Origin of the sequence: Caloramator sp. Dgby_cultured_2 (genome assembly GCF_028872215.1) — a bacterium.
In the GTDB taxonomy this organism is placed as follows: domain Bacteria; phylum Bacillota; class Clostridia; order Clostridiales; family Caloramatoraceae; genus Caloramator; species Caloramator australicus.
In genome coordinates this window covers 1,166,800-1,185,496 of record NZ_CP118396.1, presented here as the reverse complement: position 1 = coordinate 1,185,496, position 18,697 = coordinate 1,166,800, and the positions used below count along the sequence as shown (strand labels likewise).

At 31.0% G+C, this 18,697-nt stretch carries 22 protein-coding genes and 5 pseudogenes; 22 read left to right on the top strand and 5 right to left on the bottom strand.

The window, feature by feature from the left end; genetic code table 11:
- The first annotated feature begins 31 nt into the window (after positions 1 to 31).
- The 22 genes and pseudogenes from PWK10_RS08110 to PWK10_RS08010 all read left to right on the top strand — a co-directional run.
- Entirely contained in the window at positions 32 to 562 is a 531-nt protein-coding gene (locus PWK10_RS08110) for an NUDIX domain-containing protein (RefSeq protein WP_274767944.1), read from the top strand.
- The gene (gene spoIIM, locus PWK10_RS08105) at positions 562 to 1,251 is read left to right on the top strand and encodes a stage II sporulation protein M (RefSeq protein ID WP_342455734.1); all 690 of its coding nucleotides are present in this window, start codon (positions 562 to 564) and stop codon (positions 1,249 to 1,251) included. Before PWK10_RS08110 ends, spoIIM begins: the two co-directional genes overlap by 1 nt.
- A 558-nt stretch (positions 1,252 to 1,809) precedes the next feature.
- Complete coding sequence (locus PWK10_RS19670) at positions 1,810 to 2,361, top strand: tyrosine-type recombinase/integrase (protein WP_446715357.1); 552 nt, start codon at positions 1,810 to 1,812, stop codon at positions 2,359 to 2,361.
- Positions 2,362 to 2,438: 77 nt separating this feature from the next.
- Positions 2,439 to 3,609: pseudogene (locus PWK10_RS08095) on the top strand (phosphopentomutase).
- A gap of 11 nt (positions 3,610 to 3,620) precedes the next feature.
- The gene (locus tag PWK10_RS08090) at positions 3,621 to 4,439 is read left to right on the top strand and encodes a purine-nucleoside phosphorylase (RefSeq protein ID WP_274767943.1); all 819 of its coding nucleotides are present in this window, start codon (positions 3,621 to 3,623) and stop codon (positions 4,437 to 4,439) included.
- An 11-nt stretch (positions 4,440 to 4,450) separates the two neighbouring features.
- Positions 4,451 to 5,269, top strand: a complete 819-nt coding sequence (locus tag PWK10_RS08085; RefSeq protein WP_274767942.1) for a purine-nucleoside phosphorylase — start codon at positions 4,451 to 4,453, stop codon at positions 5,267 to 5,269.
- Positions 5,270 to 5,283: 14 nt separating this feature from the next.
- Positions 5,284 to 5,562 (top strand): hypothetical protein, encoded by a 279-nt coding sequence (locus tag PWK10_RS08080; RefSeq protein WP_274767941.1) that lies wholly within the window; start codon positions 5,284 to 5,286, stop codon positions 5,560 to 5,562.
- An 11-nt stretch (positions 5,563 to 5,573) separates the two neighbouring features.
- A pseudogene (gene deoA, locus PWK10_RS08075) lies at positions 5,574 to 6,140 on the top strand (pyrimidine-nucleoside phosphorylase); the annotation flags it as partial.
- On the top strand, positions 6,117 to 6,608 hold the full coding sequence (locus tag PWK10_RS08070; protein ID WP_274768187.1) for a hypothetical protein: 492 nt from the start codon (positions 6,117 to 6,119) through the stop codon (positions 6,606 to 6,608). The pseudogene deoA and the gene PWK10_RS08070, both read left to right, overlap by 24 nt.
- 426 nt (positions 6,609 to 7,034) lie before the next feature.
- Positions 7,035 to 7,933 (top strand): annotated as a pseudogene (locus PWK10_RS08065) (D-alanyl-D-alanine carboxypeptidase family protein).
- Complete coding sequence (locus tag PWK10_RS19665) at positions 7,912 to 8,184, top strand: hypothetical protein (RefSeq protein ID WP_446715309.1); 273 nt, start codon at positions 7,912 to 7,914, stop codon at positions 8,182 to 8,184. The pseudogene PWK10_RS08065 and the gene PWK10_RS19665 overlap by 22 nt, the downstream one beginning before the upstream one ends.
- A gap of 97 nt (positions 8,185 to 8,281) precedes the next feature.
- Positions 8,282 to 9,385: a hypothetical protein gene (locus PWK10_RS08060; protein WP_274767940.1), complete on the top strand. Its 1,104-nt coding sequence runs from the start codon at positions 8,282 to 8,284 to the stop codon at positions 9,383 to 9,385.
- A gap of 1 nt (position 9,386) precedes the next feature.
- Positions 9,387 to 10,007 carry a site-2 protease family protein gene (locus tag PWK10_RS08055; protein ID WP_274767939.1) on the top strand — a complete coding sequence of 207 codons (621 nt, stop codon included), beginning with the start codon at positions 9,387 to 9,389 and terminating at the stop codon, positions 10,005 to 10,007.
- Between the two features lie 4 nt (positions 10,008 to 10,011).
- Positions 10,012 to 10,745: pseudogene (locus PWK10_RS08050) on the top strand (segregation/condensation protein A).
- Between the two features lie 106 nt (positions 10,746 to 10,851).
- Positions 10,852 to 11,397, top strand: a complete 546-nt coding sequence (gene scpB, locus PWK10_RS08045) for an SMC-Scp complex subunit ScpB (RefSeq protein ID WP_274767938.1) — start codon at positions 10,852 to 10,854, stop codon at positions 11,395 to 11,397.
- Positions 11,398 to 11,889: 492 nt separating this feature from the next.
- The gene (gene ytfJ, locus PWK10_RS08040) at positions 11,890 to 12,321 is read left to right on the top strand and encodes a GerW family sporulation protein (RefSeq protein WP_008909660.1); all 432 of its coding nucleotides are present in this window, start codon (positions 11,890 to 11,892) and stop codon (positions 12,319 to 12,321) included.
- A gap of 25 nt (positions 12,322 to 12,346) precedes the next feature.
- A complete protein-coding gene (locus PWK10_RS08035) occupies positions 12,347 to 12,571 on the top strand; it encodes a D-alanyl-D-alanine carboxypeptidase (RefSeq protein ID WP_342455733.1) in 225 nt (74 codons plus the stop codon).
- Positions 12,568 to 13,155, top strand: a complete 588-nt coding sequence (locus PWK10_RS08030; protein ID WP_274768185.1) for a D-alanyl-D-alanine carboxypeptidase family protein — start codon at positions 12,568 to 12,570, stop codon at positions 13,153 to 13,155. Before PWK10_RS08035 ends, PWK10_RS08030 begins: the two co-directional genes overlap by 4 nt.
- Positions 13,156 to 13,216: 61 nt before the next feature.
- Positions 13,217 to 13,468 carry a hypothetical protein gene (locus tag PWK10_RS08025; RefSeq protein WP_274768184.1) on the top strand — a complete coding sequence of 84 codons (252 nt, stop codon included), beginning with the start codon at positions 13,217 to 13,219 and terminating at the stop codon, positions 13,466 to 13,468.
- A gap of 308 nt (positions 13,469 to 13,776) precedes the next feature.
- Positions 13,777 to 14,130, top strand: coding sequence for a hypothetical protein (locus PWK10_RS08020; RefSeq protein ID WP_274767937.1), 354 nt, complete (start codon positions 13,777 to 13,779; stop codon positions 14,128 to 14,130).
- An 86-nt stretch (positions 14,131 to 14,216) separates the two neighbouring features.
- Positions 14,217 to 14,531, top strand: coding sequence for a hypothetical protein (locus PWK10_RS08015; RefSeq protein ID WP_274767936.1), 315 nt, complete (start codon positions 14,217 to 14,219; stop codon positions 14,529 to 14,531).
- Positions 14,528 to 15,536: pseudogene (locus PWK10_RS08010) on the top strand (FAD-dependent oxidoreductase); the annotation flags it as partial. The gene PWK10_RS08015 and the pseudogene PWK10_RS08010, both read left to right, overlap by 4 nt.
- 204 nt (positions 15,537 to 15,740) lie before the next feature.
- Here the strand turns inward: PWK10_RS08010 and PWK10_RS08005 are convergent.
- Genes PWK10_RS08005 through PWK10_RS07985 form a run of 5 tightly spaced genes read right to left on the bottom strand, consistent with a single transcriptional unit; the run spans position 15,741 to position 18,361 of the window.
- Positions 15,741 to 16,358 (bottom strand): zinc ribbon domain-containing protein, encoded by a 618-nt coding sequence (locus PWK10_RS08005; protein WP_274767935.1) that lies wholly within the window; start codon positions 16,356 to 16,358, stop codon positions 15,741 to 15,743.
- Positions 16,355 to 16,639 (bottom strand): recombinase family protein, encoded by a 285-nt coding sequence (locus PWK10_RS08000; RefSeq protein WP_274767934.1) that lies wholly within the window; start codon positions 16,637 to 16,639, stop codon positions 16,355 to 16,357. Before PWK10_RS08000 ends, PWK10_RS08005 begins: the two co-directional genes overlap by 4 nt.
- Positions 16,636 to 17,151 carry a recombinase family protein gene (locus PWK10_RS07995; protein WP_274767933.1) on the bottom strand — a complete coding sequence of 172 codons (516 nt, stop codon included), beginning with the start codon at positions 17,149 to 17,151 and terminating at the stop codon, positions 16,636 to 16,638. The genes PWK10_RS08000 and PWK10_RS07995 overlap by 4 nt, the downstream gene beginning before the upstream one ends.
- Before the next feature lie 30 nt (positions 17,152 to 17,181).
- Positions 17,182 to 17,775: a hypothetical protein gene (locus PWK10_RS07990; RefSeq protein ID WP_274767932.1), complete on the bottom strand. Its 594-nt coding sequence runs from the start codon at positions 17,773 to 17,775 to the stop codon at positions 17,182 to 17,184.
- Positions 17,768 to 18,361, bottom strand: a complete 594-nt coding sequence (locus PWK10_RS07985) for a hypothetical protein (protein ID WP_274767931.1) — start codon at positions 18,359 to 18,361, stop codon at positions 17,768 to 17,770. Before PWK10_RS07985 ends, PWK10_RS07990 begins: the two co-directional genes overlap by 8 nt.
- Positions 18,362 to 18,697 lie beyond the last annotated feature (336 nt).

The window sequence follows — 18,697 nt, the reverse complement described above, 5'->3', positions numbered from 1 at the left end:
TTATTAATGTAGTTCTAAAGAGGTGTTATATATGAATTTTTATGAAAAAACAATAGAATCTGAGGTAAAGTATAAGGGAAGGATTTTGAGTGTAAGGAAAGATAAGGTATTATTGCCTGATGGAAAAGAGGCAACAAGGGAGATTATTCAACACAATGGAGGAGTAGGTGTTGTTGCTATAACAGATGAAGGGAAGATATTGCTTATAAAACAATTTAGAAAGCCTACAGAGGAAGTTTTGATAGAAATACCTGCAGGTAAGCTTGAACTTAATGAAGATCCTGAAGCATGTGCGATAAGGGAGCTTGAGGAAGAAACGGGAAAAATTCCAAAATCAATAAAATTATTGACTAAATTTTATCCTTCGCCAGGATATTCTTCTGAAATACTTTATATTTATTTTAGTGATAAATTAGAAAATGGAAAGGTTAACTTAGATGAAGGGGAACATGTTGAGACTTTTGAAGTGACATGGGAGGAAGCATTTAACATGATAAAAACAGGAGAAATCAAGGACGCAAAAACAATTATTGGTATATTACTAGCTAAAGATTATATTTAATCATTTTACCCCCCTTTCACATATATTATTGTAGGGAACATTTAATAAAGGGGGTTGTTACGAGAAAAGGAGTAAATTATAAAATATATACAAATATTAAGGACAACCTATGGATTTATTTTATAATAACCCTAATGTTTACCTTTGGTATCGCATTAGGAGCTTTAAGTGCAAAGGGAATTAATTACACAGAAAAACAGGAACTTGTAATGTATTTAAATAATTTTTTTCAGGTAATTAATAAAGAAAATACTAATAGTTTTATAATATTTTTGAAACTTTTAAAGAATAATTTTATAATAATTTTTATATTATGGATTTTAAGCTTGACATATTTAGGGTTAATTTTTTCAAATTTAGTATCCCTTTTTAAAGGATTTATCATTGGCTTTAATGTAGCCTTTATACTTCAAGCCTTTGGGATGAAGGGATTTTTATTTATACTATTATCATTTTTACCACAAAACTTATTTTATATCCCTGCCTATTTATTTATTTGCTCCTTTAGTTTTGCTTATAGCTTAAACTTAATTAAAAAACAAAGTAGTTTTAGAAATCAAAATGATGTTATAGGGTATTCTTTTAACATTTTAGCTTTGTTTTTCATTATATTTATTGGCAACATATTAGAATCCTTTGTGATAACAAAGATTATTAAAGCATTATCTACATATTTAGTAATTCAGTAAGGTGATGGAATGAAAAAAATAAAATTGTTTTTAAAGATACTAATTATTATATTGACAATTGGTGTTGTATTTCCTCTCCTTATAAATTCAATATTGGTAAAAAATCATAACATCAATAAAGATGATGCTATCTTTGTTGTAAACTATGGCTTGGATGATAAAGGGTTGTTAGATATAGTAAAAAAATAATAAATATTCCTAGATAGATGTATTTAAATCTAAAATAAAGGGGATTTTACGATGGAAGAGTTGTTAAAGGAGTTTAATGTATTTTTAAAGAACAAAAGATTATCGGAAAATACATTGGAATCTTATGTTAGAGATATTAAAAATTTTTGATGTATTTGGAAGAAAATAATTTAGATTATAAGAATATTAAAAAGTCGAATATTATAGCATATTTTTTAAATATGCAAAAAAGAGCAGAGCAACTTCGTCTATATCAAGAAGCTTGGCTGCAATTAGATCCTTTTATAGGATGCTTTATAAAAAATCATTAATTCAATCGGATCCTACTTTAGAGATTGAAACCCCTAAAATAGAAAAAAGCTTCCATCTATTTTATCCTTAGAAGAAATTGAAATGTTACTTGCAATGCCTAAAGGAGAAGATTTTAAAGCAATAAGGGATAAAGCAATGCTTGAAGTTTTATATGCTTCGGGTATTAGGGTCTCAGAAATAATAAATCTTAATGTAGATGATGTAAATTTAAAATTGGGATATTTAAGATGTAATGGCAGTAAAGAAAGGATTATACCTTTGGGGAAAATAGCATTACAATCCCTAGAAAAATATATGACATTGAGGGATAAATTATTGGCAGGAAAGGAAGAAAAAGCACTCTTTATCAACAATAAAGGAGAAAGGATGACAAGACAAGGTTTTTGGAAAATATTAAAGTATTATGCTAATTTGGCTAATATACAAAAAGAAATAACCCCAAATATAATAAGGCATTCCTTTGCAGCACATTTGATAGAAAATGGAGCGGATTTAAAATCTTTACAGGAATTATTAGGACATTCAGATATATCAACAACTCAAATTTATGCAGAACTCTATAAATATAAAATTGGTGAAGTTTATAAAAAATCGCATCCAAGGGCATAATGCCCTTTTTATTTTTTAAAAATGTTGTATAATAAAATTCCAAAAATATTTACTGGCTGTGCGAAGGAGGATATTTTATGATTAACCGCGTTGTTTTGATAGTTATGGACAGCGTTGGAATAGGCGAATTACCAGATGCTCATACTTATAACGATCAAGGTAGTGACACTTTAGGTAATATTTCTAAGGCAATTGGGGGATTAAAACTTCCAAATATGCAAAGATTAGGCCTTGGAAATATAGATGACATAAAGGGTATTGAGCCTGTTGATGCACCAGAAGGAAGCTATGGAAGATCAGGTGAAATGTCTAAAGGTAAAGATACTACTACAGGACATTGGGAAATTGCTGGGCTTATTCTTGAAAGACCTTTCCCTACATATCCAAATGGCTTTCCAAAAGAGTTAATAGAAGAATTTGAAAGAAGAATAGGAACGAAAACTCTAGGGAATAAACCGGCATCTGGAACAGCTATCATAGAGGAATTAGGAGATGAGCATGTTAAGACAGCCTATCCAATAGTTTATACATCTGCAGATAGCGTATTTCAAATTGCAGCCCACGAGGAGGTTATTCCTCTTGAAAGGCTTTATGAAATGTGCAGAATTGCAAGAGAAATGCTCGTTGGAGAACATGGCGTAGGAAGAGTAATTGCAAGACCTTTATAGGAACATCAGGGAACTATAAAAGAACATCCAACAGAAGAGATTTTGCTTTGAAACCATTTAATAAAACATTGTTAAACTATATTCAAGAAAGTGGAATGGATGTATGTGTAGTTGGAAAAATAGAAGATATTTATGATGGATATGGAATAACAAAGGCAGTGCATACTAAAAATAATATGGATGGAGTAGATAAAACAATCGAATATATGAAGATGAATACAAAGGGATTAATTTTCACTAATTTAGTTGACTTCGATATGCTCTATGGGCACAGAAATGATGTCCAAGGATATGCTAAAGCCTTAATGGATTTTGATGCAAGGATTCCTGAAATAATTGATAATTTAAGGGATGATGATGTTCTTATAATAACAGCTGATCATGGTTGTGATCCGACCACAGAAAGCACAGACCATTCAAGAGAATATATTCCAATATTAATTTACAGTAAAAAATTAAAAGTGGAGTGAATTTAGGGACAAGAAAAACTTTTGCTGATATCGGAAAAACAATAGCTGAACTTTTAAATGTAAATGCAAACATAAACGGTGAAAGTTTTGCAAAGGAAATATTGAAATAAGAGGTGATATCATGCAGGAATTAACTAAAATCAAGGAAGCAGCAGAATTTATAAAGAGCAAAATCCCACATGTTCCAGAAATTGCTATAATACTAGGCTCTGGATTAGGAATATTAGCAGATGAAGTTGAGGATAAAATTGAAATACCTTATAGCGATATTCCAAACTTTCCTGTCTCCACTGTTGCAGGCCATGCGGGTAAATTTATTTTTGGAAGATTAGAGGATAAAAATGTATTGCTCATGAATGGTAGATTCCATTTTTATGAAGGTTATTCTATGAAGGAAGTTACGCTTCCTATTAGAGTATTTAAAATGCTTGGAGTTAAAAAGCTAATTGTTACGAACGCGGCAGGTGGGGTAAATACAAACTTTAAGCCAGGGGATCTTATGATTATAAAGGACCATATTAATTTTTCAATGGCTAATCCATTAATAGGACGAAACATTGAAGAGCTTGGACCAAGATTTCCAGATATGTCTAATCCTTATGATAAGGAATTAATAGAAATAGCCAAAAATGTTTCCAAGGATATTGATGTTCCTGTTGTCGAAGGTGTATACTTTATGCTAACAGGACCTAACTATGAAACTCCAGCTGAAATACGAGCAATAAGAAAGCTTGGTGGAGATGCTGTTGGTATGTCAACAGTTCCTGAGGTTATTGTGGCAAATCATTCAGGAATAAAGGTATTAGGCATTTCCTGCATAACTAATATGGCAGCTGGAATATTAGATCAACCTCTTAATCATGAGGAAGTTATTGAAACTTCAATGAAGGTTAGAGAAAAGTTTATAAAGCTTGTTAGAGGAATTGTAAGTAAAATGTAGGAGGGATAAGAATGAATTATTTAGAAAAAATAATGGAGGCAAAGGAATACATAAAATCCAAGATTGAAAGGACACCTGATGTTGCTGTTATATTGGGATCAGGACTTGGAAAACTTGCTGACGAAATTGAAAACAAAATGGTTATTAAATACAGCGAAGTTCCGCATTTCCCAGAATCAACAGTAGTAGGGCATGCTGGTGAATTTATTTTTGGATACATTGGAGATAAATATGTTATGGCCATGAATGGAAGATTCCATTATTACGAAGGACACGATTTAAAGGACGTGACTTTGCCTATAAGAGTTATGAGGGCATTGGGCATTGAAAAGATAATCGTTACAAACGCAGCTGGTGGAATGAATCCAGAATTTGAAGCGGGTGACCTAATGATTATTACAGACCATATAAATATGATAGGAGCTAATCCACTTATAGGTAAAAACTATGAGGAGCTTGGGCCAAGGTTTCCTGATATGTCGGAGGCATATAATAGAGGACTTATTAGGCTTGCAGAAGAATGTGCCCAAAGGATAAATGTTAAAGTTCAAAAGGGTGTATATGTTGCTGTATCAGGACCCAATTATGAGACACCGGCAGAACTTAGAATGTTAAGATATATTGGGGCAGATGCAGTAGGAATGTCAACAGTTCCTGAGGTTATTGTTGCAAACCATGGTGGTATGAAGGTTCTTGGTATTTCTTGTATTACTGACATGGCTATTCCAGATAATTTAGAGCCCCTTGATCATGAAAGGGTTGTTGCTACAGCAGCAAAGGCAACAGAAAAATTTGTTAAATTAGTTAAGGAAATCATCAAATCCATGTAATAGGGGATAATCCTATGAGAATGTATGATATTATTTTGAAGAAAAGAAATGGTGGAGAACTAACAAAAGAAGAAATTGAATTTGTAGTTAATGGGTATACTAAGGGAGAAATTCCAGACTATCAAGTTTCAGCCCTTCTTATGGCAATTTATTTTCAAAAGATGAATAAAAGGGAAACTGCAGACCTTACAATGGCTATGGTTAATTCAGGAGAAGTTGTTGATTTATCTGCAATTGAAGGAATCAAAGTTGACAAACATTCAACAGGGGAGTTGGAGATACAACAACTTTAGTTCTTGGGCCTATGGTTGCAGCAGCAGGAGCACCTGTTGCAAAGATGTCAGGAAGAGGTCTTGGACATACTGGTGGAACTTTAGATAAACTTGAATCAATAAAAGGTCTTAGCATTGAAATGCCTAAGGAAAAATTTATTGAAAATGTAAATAAAGTAAAACTTGCAGTAGCAGAGTCAAACTGCTAATTTAGCACCTGCAGATAAAAAACTTTATGCTTTGAGAGATGTTACTGCAACTGTTGATAATATATCTTTAATTGCTTCAAGTATTATGAGTAAAAAATTGCAGCAGGTGCTGATGCCATTGTGTTAGATGTTAAAACTGGTGCAGGAGCATTTATGAAGACTTTAGATGATTCCTTTGCCCTTGCACAAGAGATGGTGGATATCGGAACTAATGTAGGAAGAAATACTATTGCCATAGTTTCAGATATGGATGAACCTCTTGGATTTGCTGTTGGTAATGCTTTAGAAGTAAAGGAAGCGATTGATACACTGAAGGGAAAAGGCCCCAAGGATTTATATGAGCTTTGCATGACCCTCGGTTCATATATGCTTATTTTAGCAAAGAAGGCCGATAATGTAGAAACAGCAAGAGAGATTTTAGAAGATACAATTAGAACTGGTGCAGCATTAAATAAATTCAAAGAATTTGTTGCAGCTCAAGGTGGAGATCCTGAAGTTATAGATAATCCAGAACTTTTACCAAAGGCAGAACACATTATAGAGTTTAAGGCAGAAGAAAGCGGCTATGTAAATAAAATAGTGGCAATTGAAGTTGGTTTAGCTGCCCTTGTTTTAGGAGCAGGTAGGGAAACAAAGGAAAGCCAAATAGACCTTGCAGTTGGAGTTGTTTTAAATAAGAAGGTTGGAGATTATGTGGAAAAGGGAGAACCGCTTGCTTATATTCATGTAAACGATATGAGCAAATTAAAGGATTGTGAAGAAAGATTAAAGAGGGCCTTCCAAATAACAAAGGAAAAACCAGAACACAGACCACTTATTTTTGGTGTTGTTACAAAAGAAGGAATACAAAGATACTAAGCACGATATAGTTTTATATCGTGCTTTCAGACTGTTGAAAAAGTTGTTTTTGATAAGCCCCGTGAAGGATTTCCCTGGCATTCGCTCATTTCGTTAAGCAATTCTAAGCTTTTCTTTGTTTTCAAAGTCCTACCCTCGTGAGCCGACATCCTTGTCGGCCACTCGGCTCTGCACTTCCGTGTGCAGAATTACGGACTTTTGAAAAGTCGAAAAGCAAGAATTGCTAAAACTCATGAGAGATGCCTTTTGAAATCCATTCACGGGGCTCTTGTAAAGTCTAAACACCAATGAGAGTTTGTCTACAATCTGTAAGCACGATATAGTTTTATATCGTGCTTTTTATATTGAGAATACCTCCTAAGTAAGATAATAAAAAGATTCAAGCAGGGAATAATAAAATTAGATAAAAAACAGGGAGGGAATTTAATGAGAAGATACATAGCTTTACTAATATCATTAATAATGCTATTAACTCCAACCCAAGTTTTTGCTAAAAATCCTGATGGATTAAAATTGGATTGCAGATCAGCTCTGCTTATGGAGAACTCATCAGGCAAAATTTTATATGAAATGAATGCAAATGAGAAGGTTTATCCAGCAAGCGTAACTAAAATAATGGTAATGCTACTAACTATGGAGGCCATAGACAGGGAGATATTAAACTTACTGATAAGGTCGTCGTAAGTCCAAGAGCAAAATCCATGGGCGGAAGCACTATGTTTTTGGAGCAGGGTGAAATAAGAACTGTTGAGGAACTTTTAAAGGGTGTTGCAATAGAATCAGCAAATGATGCGTCGGTTGCCCTTGCAGAATTTTTGGCAGGAACAGAGGAAGCGTTTGTTGAGAAGATGAACAAAAGAGCAAAGGAACTTGGTATGAATAACACCCATTTTGTAAATTGCACAGGGTTCTTTGATCCAAATCATTATACCTCAGCTTTGGATGTAGCTATAATGTCCAGGGAACTTTTAAAATACCCCAAAATTTTAGATTATACCAAAATATGGATGGAAACTATTAGCGAAGGTCGAAAGGAACCATTTACTCTTGTTAATAGAAATAAAATGATAAAAAGCTATCATGGATGTGATGGATTAAAAACTGGGTATGTAAAGGAATCTATGTATTGTATATCAGCAACAGCTCAAAGAAATGGAATAAGGTTCATTGCAGTAATAATGGGTGCTCCATCAGCAAAGGAAAGAAATGAGATGGCAGCAAAGCTATTGGATACTGGATTTGCAAAGTATGAATCTATTACCGTTGTAAAAAGGGTGATATTGTTGGGGAAATTAAATTGCCAATGGCAAAGCCTGAAAAAGTAAGATTAATAGCTAATGAAGATTTAAAAATTTTATTGGAAAAAGGAACGAAGATTAATTATGAAACAAAAATTGAACTTTTTAAAGATCTAAAGCTTCCGATTAAAAAGGGTGATGCTGTTGGGATTATAAAAGCAGTTGAAGGGGAAAAGGTTTATGCTCAAGCACAAGTTATTGTAGACCAAGATATTAATAAGGCAACTTATTTTGATTTGCTGGAGAAGATGTTTAAAATATATTTAAACTTAAGATAGTAAACGGGTAGGCAATTCTACCCGTTTAAATTATCTCTTGAATCTCTTAAATAAAAATTATATACTTAAGTAGATGCTCATTTTTAGGGTGATGGACATGAATATTAATATTGAAAATGATGAAATTATAAGTTATTTTAAAAAGTTGTTTGATAGATATGATTTTAAGTTTTATTTAGTTGGGGGAGCTATAAGGGATAAAATTCTTACTTTGGAACCAGTGGACTACGATTTTGTTGTAGAAGCAGAAGAAGATGATTATTTTTATATTGTGGAAAGCCTTTCAAAGGAATTAAATTTTGATTTTAAGTATCATAAGCACTATAGAACGGCAATTTTACAATATAAAGATAAAAGAATAGATTTAGCTATGTCGCGAAGGGAGTTTTATCATGTCCCTGCATCTAAACCAATTGTATTTCCTACAAATATTTATCAAGATTTAAAAAGAAGAGACTTTACTATAAATTCTTTAGCCTATGACTTAAAAGGCAAAATTTTAATTGATCCTTTTAATGGGTTAGAGGATATTAAGGAGAAAAGGATAAGGGTATTGCATGATTTGAGCTTTAGAGATGATCCATCAAGAATTTTTAGGGGAATAAAATATGCTTCACGATTTAACTTTAATTTCGACAAAAGGACCTTTGACTTGATTAAACTTGCTTTATCTACTGGATATGTTAATTTATTGCCAGGAAATAGACTTAGAAATGAGATTATTGCAGCATTAAAAGAAAAAAATATTAAATATACTTTGAGTATCTTACAGGAATTAAAACTGTTTAATACTTTAATCGGCGAGGATTTTACACTAAATATGAATTTTGATGTGGAAGAGTTCAACACTCTTAAAGATGAAGAAAAATTTATTGTTTTATTTTATAAAAATGATGAAGAAACTATCTTAAAATCAATGGAAATCCTAAACCTTAGTAATAATTTTAAATTAAATTGTGAACTGCTAAAGCAGGTTAATAAGTTAATAGGCGATAATGTTAAGGAATTATATAGGTATTTAATAATAAATATAAATAAAATCAATAAAAAAGTATTATATTGTTTATTCAGTAAATATGAAAGTATTGCCAATTATATTCGAAATATAGATAGGATTAAATATGACTTTAAAGGATTTGAAAAGGAAGATATAGTGAGTTATAAAATAGAAAAATTATTGGAATTTTGGGGGAGAGAATAAGATGAACAATTATGATTTTGGAACTTTTATATTAACTGCAATTGCTATAGTTTTGTCTTTGACTGTTCATGAATACTCCCATGCATTGATTTCAACTGCCCAAGGGGATGAAACTCCCAAATATTATAATAGATTAACTATAAATCCCTTCTCCCATGTGGACTTATTAGGACTTTTATCATTATTTTTATTTAAGTTCGGTTGGGCAAAGCCAGTTCCTATAAATCCTTCTAATTATAAAAATCAAAGACTTGGGACTATTTTGACATCATTAGCAGGACCGGTATCTAATTTATTGCTATCATTCTTGGCTGCAATTATTTATTTTAAGTTTCAGCCTGAATCTTATGCGGTTATTTATTTTTTAAAGGATTTAATCTTGATCAATGTTGGTTTTGCTGTATTTAATATGCTCCCATTTCCTCCCCTTGATGGTTCAAAGATTTTTGCTGAATTATTTAGGGGGAAAATAGCTGAAATAATTTATTCAATTGAAGGCAAAGGAATATTTATTTTGTTCCTACTATTGATGTTTCCACCTTTTGAAAATTTTATAGCTAGGTTAATAGAATTTGTATTTAATGGAGTAATTGTTATTGCAATACAATTAGTTAGCAGGTGATTATATGTCAATTAATATAAAACTTGATGTTTTTGAAGGCCCTTTGGACCTTTTATTGCATTTGATTAAAAAGGCAGAAGTTGATATTTATAATATACCAATAGCTGAGATTACTGAACAATATTTAGAGTATCTTAAGGCTATGGAGGAATTAGACTTAGAAATAGCCAGTGAATTTATAGTTATGGCTGCAACTTTATTGGAGATAAAATCTAAGATGCTTCTTCCAAAGCCAAAAATAAATGAAGAAGAGGCTGCTGATCAGGATCCAAGAATAGAACTTGTTGAAAAACTAGTAGAATATAAAAAATTTAAAGAGTTTGCTAATTTTTTAAGGGAAATAACTCAGGATTATGAATTATATTTCAAGGAACCTGAAGTTATTGATGACATTAAAGAAAATAAAGACATCTTTTTAAAAAATGTTAACTTAGAAAATATTATGCATGCCTTTAAAAGGGTAATGGATTCATACAAAAAAGGTATAATAAGCGAAGTAGCATTCCCAAAAACATAGATCACGACGAATATAAGATTGAAGATAAGATGGATGAGATATTGAGACTTTTAAAAAATAAAAAGAGGATGAAATTTAGCGAATTTTTTACTAGTGCAAGAACAAAACTGGAAATTGTAGTTATATTTTTAGCTATGCTGGAGTTGATTAAGTTAAGACATATTAGGGTATTTCAAGAGGATAATTTTTCAGATATATTAATCGAGGGGATGGTAGATTGATGGATGAATACTTATTTGATTTAAAAACGCAGAGGGATATAGATAGAATAAAAGGTATCATTGAAAGCATATTGTTTGTTTCAGGTGAAGCAGTATTAAAAAGGATTTGATCAATGTATTAAATATTGATGAGAAGGATTTTGAATGGATTATTAAGGAAATGATTGATGAATATGAAAACGAAAAAAGAGGAATTTTTATATTGGAATTTAATGATAAGCTTCAGTTTTCTACAAAACCTGAATACAGCAGTTTTATAAGAAAGCTTTTTAGGCCTGAATCAAAACATAATTTGTCGCAGGCTGCCTTAGAAACCTTAGCAATTATTGCATATAAACAACCTATAACTAAATCTGAAATAGATGAGATTAGAGGAGTAAGAAGCGATAAGGCAATTTCAACCTTATTAGAATATGGATTAATTCGTGAGGCTGGTAGATTAGAAACAGTTGGAAGACCAATAATTTATGAAACAACGGAAGAATTTTTAAAGTATTTTGGATTTAAAAATTTAAGTGAATTACCAAATTTAATTGAATTTAATTTGGAAAAAAGGAAGAATAAATATATGAAGGTATATTTATTCTTCCTTTTTTATGGGGTGAATTATATGAAATTTTTTCTATTATTATTGATTTTTTTATTATTGTAGTCATATTTTCAAAAACGTATATAGAAATATATTTTGATTTAAACAAACTAAATATTAAATTAAATTTTTTATATGTTATAAAAATAAAACTATTTGAAAAAATATTAAAGAGAAAAACAAAACTAAATCTATCAGGAAAGAAAGAACGAGGGGTAATATAGAAATATTAGAATTAGTAAGGGCTTTAATAAGTAATATACTTCACCGCCTTGATGTAAATTTAGATATAGATTTTTTATTTGGGACAAAGGAACCGCATATTACTGCTATACTTTATGGTATGATGAATTCTTTTTAGGTTCGCTTTATCCAATACTAAAAGATACATTTAAAAATTATAATCAAAAATAAATATTACTCCTGTATTCGACAAAGAATTATATGATCTTAAATTAGATATTCTAATAAAAATTCAAAATCTTTATTTAATATGGATGTCAATAATTTTTTTATCAAAATACATAAAGAAAAAAGGAAAGGGTGGTTTTAGGTATGGAACATCCAATAGAAGCATTAATGAGAACTACAATGGATAGCCTCAAGGAGATGATAGATGTCAACACGATAGTTGGCGATCCAGTGGAAACTAAGGACGGAAGTGTCATAATTCCCATTTCGAAGGTTAGCATAGGCTTTGCATCTGGAGGAAGTGAATTTGCAAGGGAAGGGAAAATCGATGAAAAAGCAAAATTTCCATTCGGCGGTGGAAGCGGTGCAGGGATGGCTGTAAGTCCAGTAGCATTTTTAGTAGTTTCAAAGGATTCGGTAAAGTTACTTCCTGTAAATCAAGCTAATTCAATTGAAAGAATTATAGATGGAATACCTGATCTTATTGAAGATATTGTAAATTATTTTAAAAAAGATAAAAGTGTAAATATAAAAAATGCATATTCAAGCGAAGATGGAGGTTTTAATGCAACATAAATTAAGGCTATGGAGGTAGGACAAAATTGAGAAGAATTTTTTAGTTATTTTTTCTTTATTTATTCTTTCAGTCCCTTGCTTAAATGTTTTAGCAAATTCTAAAGAATTAAACTTAAATTGTGTGGCGGCCACAATATTAGATCAAGAATCTGGTAGAATTTTGTATAGCAAAAATGGAAACAAAATATTGCCAATGGCAAGCACTACTAAGATAATGACTGCCATTGTGGCTATTGAGAGGGAAATATAAAAGACGTAGTTACAGTTTCAACTAAAGCAGCATCTGTGCCTGGAAGTTCAGCTGGTCTTAGAGCAGGCGATAAAGTGACTTTAGAAGAACTTCTTTATGGACTTATGCTAAAATCGGGAAACGATGCTGCAGTTGCTATTGCTGAACATATCGCTGGTAATGTGCAAAATTTTGTTAAACTGATGAATGATAAAGCATTAGAAATTGGGGCATTAAACACAAGTTTCATTACGCCCCATGGGCTAGATGCAGAGGATCATTTTACAACTGCTAATGATTTAGCAAAAATAACTGCATATGCAATGAAAAATGATTTATTTGCAAAAATAGTTGCAACAAAAGAAATTTCTAGTGGAATTACAGGACCTTTTAAGTATTCTTATAACAATATAAATAAATTTTTGTTTAGAGTTGATAACTCTGATGGTGTTAAAACGGGATACACTGGTAATGCAGGCAAATGTTTAGTAGCATCAGTTAGACACAAGTTTGGAAGATATATCTGTGTAGTTTTAAATAGTGCGGATAGATGGAAGGATGCAGAGAAGTTAGTGCAATATGCATCAAAAAATATATTTTTATAAAAGCTTTTGATAGAAATGAAATAATAAAAAATATTCCGCTTTATGGAGGAACCGAAAAAATATCTTTGCCCAAACAAAATCAGACTTATATTTACCTATTCTTCCAGAAGAAAAGAATAAAATCAAAGTTGAGCTTTTTTCACCTTCGGTGCTATTTGCGCCTATAGCAAAAGATGAGATAGTGGGGAATGTTGTAGTGAAAATTGATGATATTATTATATCAAAGTCCCCTTTGATAAGTGATAGAGATGTTAGAAGAAAAAACTTTATAGACATGATAAAGGATGTATTTTTACGAGCTGTTAGAAAATAACAGCTCATTTTTGTAACCAAAATTAACAATAATGAATATTTTAATTATATGGGAAGGGGGACGGTTATGTTTAAATTTGTAGACTGCATTGATGCTGGCACGGAATATTGTCCTTGCTATTTAGCAGAAAAGGGTGAGTGCATTATTTGTTCTCAATTAAAAGGAAGGGCCTTTTGTGATTGCCTAAACTGGAAGGGAACTTGCATATTTCAAGAATATACGTGGAACAATAATAAAGCCAAAAAGCAAGAGATTTTAAAGAATATGTCCTAAAGAGCATCAATTTTCTAAGAGATGATTTGATTATAATGGAGGTATTTGTAAACCCATATTTAGCAAAACAATTAAATAATATCGGATCATATGTATTTTTAAAAAAGCCTAAATCCCCTCACTGTTTTGCAATGCCAGTTTCGATTATGAAAAGCGATATAAAAAATAATGTAATTACAATGGCAATTAAAATATTGGGGGTAAAAACAAAAGATATTTTAGATTGCAAAGAAAAAGTTGAGATTAAAGGTCCATACTGGAATGGAGTTCAAGGTCAGATATTTTTAAAAAATTTAAAAAATAGTGAAATATTAATATCTGCAAGGGGAGTTGCTGCATCGCCCTGTGTTATGGTGGCGAACAAATTAAAAAACACAATAATAATGTAATTGTCATATTAGACAAAGGACGTAGTAACGAAAATTTTGCCAAAAAAGAATTTTTAGATTTAGGATGCAAAGTATACGATGTCAACATGATAGACTATTCAAATTATACACTTAAGGATGAGTTTAAGAAACTAATTAATGAGCTGATGAGGAAGCATGATTTTAAAGTAACTATGTCAGGTGGCAGCGATGAGTTTCATAGACTTTATCTTAATTATATTTATTCAGTAAATAAAAATTTAAAATTTGCAACGGTAAATAATGCTTTGATGACGTGTGGTGAGGGTGTATGCGGGAGTTGTCAATTAAAACTTTGCAACGGACAAGTTATTAGGGGATGTAAACAACAATATAATCCTGCGGAGGTTTTCATCAATATAAAAGGGGATGTTAATATATGATGGTAATTGTTATAGGTGGAGGATGGGCAGGTTGTGCAGCTGCATTACAGGCTAAAAAATGTGGTGCTGAGGTTTTAATTATTGAAAAAACTGATATGCTTTTGGGACTTGGAAATGTTGGAGGGATAATTAGAAATAATGGTAGATGGACAGCCGCAGAAGAGATGATAGCCCTAGGAGGAGGAGACCTATTTGAAATAGCTGATAGATGTGCAAGGCACAAAAATGTTGAATTCCCAGGCCACAAACATGCAACTTTATATGATGTTAATATTATTGAAGCTGAGGTTAGAAAATATTTATATTCAATGGGAATTAATATTATGTTTGAAAATAGAGTTGTAGATGTAGAAATGGAAGGAAGAAGGATTAAATCTGTTTATTTACACGATGGAACCGAAATTGAGGGTGATGTTTTTATTGAGACTACTGGATCTACGGGACCTATTGGGAATTGCTTAAGATATGGAAACGGGTTGTTCAATGTGTATATTGCGTTGCCCATCTTATGGACCAAGAATAAGTATTTCAATGAGGGCGGGGGTTGAAGATCTTCAAGGACTTAGAGGGGATGAAAGTTTTGGTGCCATGAGCGGATCCTGCAAATTAGAAAAGGATTCCCTCTCTAAAGAATTACAAGAACAACTAGATAAAGATGGAGTAGTAGTTATTCCGGTTCCTAAAGAAGATATAAATTTAGATAAATTAAAAAATAAAGTCTGTCAACAATATGCTCTAAAGGAATTTGCTGAAAATATTGTCTTATTAGATACAGGCCATGCAAAACTAATGACAAGCTATTATCCTTTAGAAAAACTTAGAAAAATTCCTGGATTTGAAAGAGCAAGATTTATAGACCCCTATTCAGGAGGCAAAGCTAATTCAATAAGGTATCTATCAATGGCACCAAGGGATAATCATATGAAGGTAGTTGGTATTGACAATTTATTTGTAGGTGGAGAAAAGAGCGGGCTCTTTGTTGGACATACAGAAGCCTGCACCACCATTTTGCGATGAAATATATCTTATATTCTTACTACTTTTTTACCAAATAACTTAATCTTTATCTCACCATTTACTCCATCCCATGTAATTGTTTCCACTATACTTGAAATTAAAAATTTCTTTTCTTCATGTATGCAATGTTCAATTAGAGTGCTAAATTGTTTTAGTGCTTGAGTAAATATATCTATATTTAACTGCTCTTTTTTATGTTTTCTTTTGTTCTTTCAAATCCAGGATTTCTTTATCAAGTTGCTTTATCTCCTTATTTAACGCTTCAATTTCACTAATAATATACATTGAAGCGGATTCATCTGTAATAAAGGCCAATTGTTTAACTAAATTATTAATAGCAGCTTTTTTAACTTCTATTTTATGTTCTAGATCCTTAATCAAACTATCAAGATTTTCTGTCGCAGCAGTTTCTTTTAAGTTAATTAGTTCTTCCATTAAAAGTTCTGGATTAATTGTAATATCTTTTAACTTATTTATAATGATTTCTTCTAATTCATCCCCTCTAACATTAGGATTATCACATCTTGTTTTACCTGAATCTACTTTCAAAGAGCATGTGTAATAGTATGTTTTATTATGTCCATAAGCAACTCTCATATTGCTTCCACAGTGAGCACACTTTAATAATCCTGTTAAAAGAGCAGTATTAGTTTTACCTAACCTTGGAGCTTTTTCTTTATTAATTTGTAGTGTTCTTTGCACTTCAAGCCATTTATCAGCATCAATAATACCTTCATGTTTGCTTACAGCAGCTATCCACTCATCTATATCTCTGTATGCTTTAGTTCCTATCTTTTTGTTGTATGTCAAAAAGCATGTTTGTTATCTGTTTTTCCAATAACAGCCATGCCAAGGCTATTTAGATACTCAACAACTTCATTTGTTGATTTTACATAAACAGGGTTAGTGAGGACCTGTTGAATTTGTTTTTTATTCCAGTCCTTGCCTTGTTTAGTTTTTATGTTGTTACTTAATAGAAATTTGTTTACTTGGCTTAAAGATTTTAATTCAAGGTATTTATCAAAAATAAGTTTAACTACTTCTAATTCTTCCTTAACAGGTGATAACTTATACATTTTTCTTGGTTTCATGTCTTCATCAAAATATTCAATTGCTTCACTTTCAAAGCCAAGTGGCGTTTGCCCCCAAGCCAACGACCTGACTTTGCGAGTTCAAGCATATTATCTCTAACTCTTTCTGCAATAGTTTCTCGTTCTAATTGTGCGAATACGCTTGCTATATACATCATAGCTCTACCCATTGGAGTAGAAGTGTCAAACTGTTCTCTAATACTAATAAATGATATTCCAAGCTCTTGCAGTTGGTTTATAAGCAAGGAAAAGTGGGCTATGTTCCTGCTTATTCTATCGAGCCTATAACATATAAGAACGTCAAACTTTTTTTCTTTAGCATCTTTTAATAAGCGTTGAAATTCAGGTCTATTAGTATTTCCACCTGAAAATCCTTCATCTTCATAAACTAATATAGATTCTATATCTTTAAAGTTTTTCTCTATAAACTCTTTGCACATTATAACTTGATTTTCAACAGAATCACCTTTTTCAGTGAATTTAGATTTTCTTGAGTATATGGCAAATTTCATATTAATCACCTTTTATATAAAATTTTAGACTCACAAAAATAGTGAGCCTAAGAAATTATTTTTTAAAAATTGAAAAACAGTAATTGCTATTGTTACAATACCAATTATAGTGGCAATCATACCGAAAATATTTGTTATTACCAAACCAATTAACCATTTTTTATCTTCTTTTAATTCTTTATGGATATTATCTATATTATTATCAATTTTTTTATGCAATTCGATTATTTCTAAATGTCTTTGGTTATCTCTATCTCTAAATTCAGTTAAAACTCTGTCTAATTTTTCGTCAATTTTATTTTCTAAATTTTTAATATCATTTTTAATTTCAGATACGTCTTGATTTAATTTTTCAATATATTTTTCTTGCCAATCCATATTTTCACCACCTTCTATATTCATATTTGACAAGTCACATAATCTTTCATCAACATAGTTATGCAATTCTTGTTTAGAGTATGCTAAAATTTCACTAATCTTATTCATAAATTCATCACTAATTGAATGATCAGTATTATTAATTTTATTATACATCATTTCAGAAGAATTTGTAGACATATTTATGTCTTTCCCGCCTTTTATTACTTCTAATTGAGTGTTTCCAGCGAGAGCATGCTTACGCATTTTTAAACACCTCTTTTATTAATGTTTCTACATTGTTATATACAATTTCAAATTCTGACGAAATAATTTCACTTAAATTAGAAATTAAGGTAGGTCTTCCATAATGGACATTTATATGTAAAATAGATTGATTGTCTTGTCTATTAATTTCCAAAAGATAAGGAATATCATCTTTAATAAAATTTAATCTAATAAAACAATTATTTACAGGTGTAAAAGTTTTTAAATTATAAAAATTAAAGTTTTTAATTAAAGAATCAATAGTATCTGGTGAAATGCTAAAATCAAAATTATATCCATATGCAGTAACAAAATTATCTGGATTTGAATTAGAAAGAATTAATTTACAAGTTTCAATTACATTATTGTTGTTATTTTTAAAGTGTGGAATGGTTTGGATTTGAATTCTATTTTCTATGAATAAAACTTCAGTTTTAAATTCATTGAATTGCAAATGTCCTAAAATATCCCAATTTATGATAGTTACCTTTTTGTAATTTTTTATAAAATTGTTTATATCAAAATATGGCTTACTAAGAGCAGGACATACCAAAACAACGTTACTCATGATTAATTCTTTTTCCATATTAATATACCTCCATTTATTTATAAAATTTATATTTCACCAATTTCTTTTACTTCCTATATAAAATTTTCAAGTAATGCATACTAATTTATCTCCATTTTGCTGCGAACTGTTTCTAAACGTTCTAAAAGTTTTGGTGGACTAGCTCCAGGTCCTATTTTTGCTTTGAAAAACGTTCTAGTATTTCAAGTTCTTTTGCTAAATTATTTTGTTCACTATAAATTATAGCTAATTGTTCATAATACCATGGAGCAACTCCACAATTTTCTTTTTGCTTTCACATTCAACAGCATCAATTAAATTTAACAATAATTTTTCAGCTTTATCGTATTCACC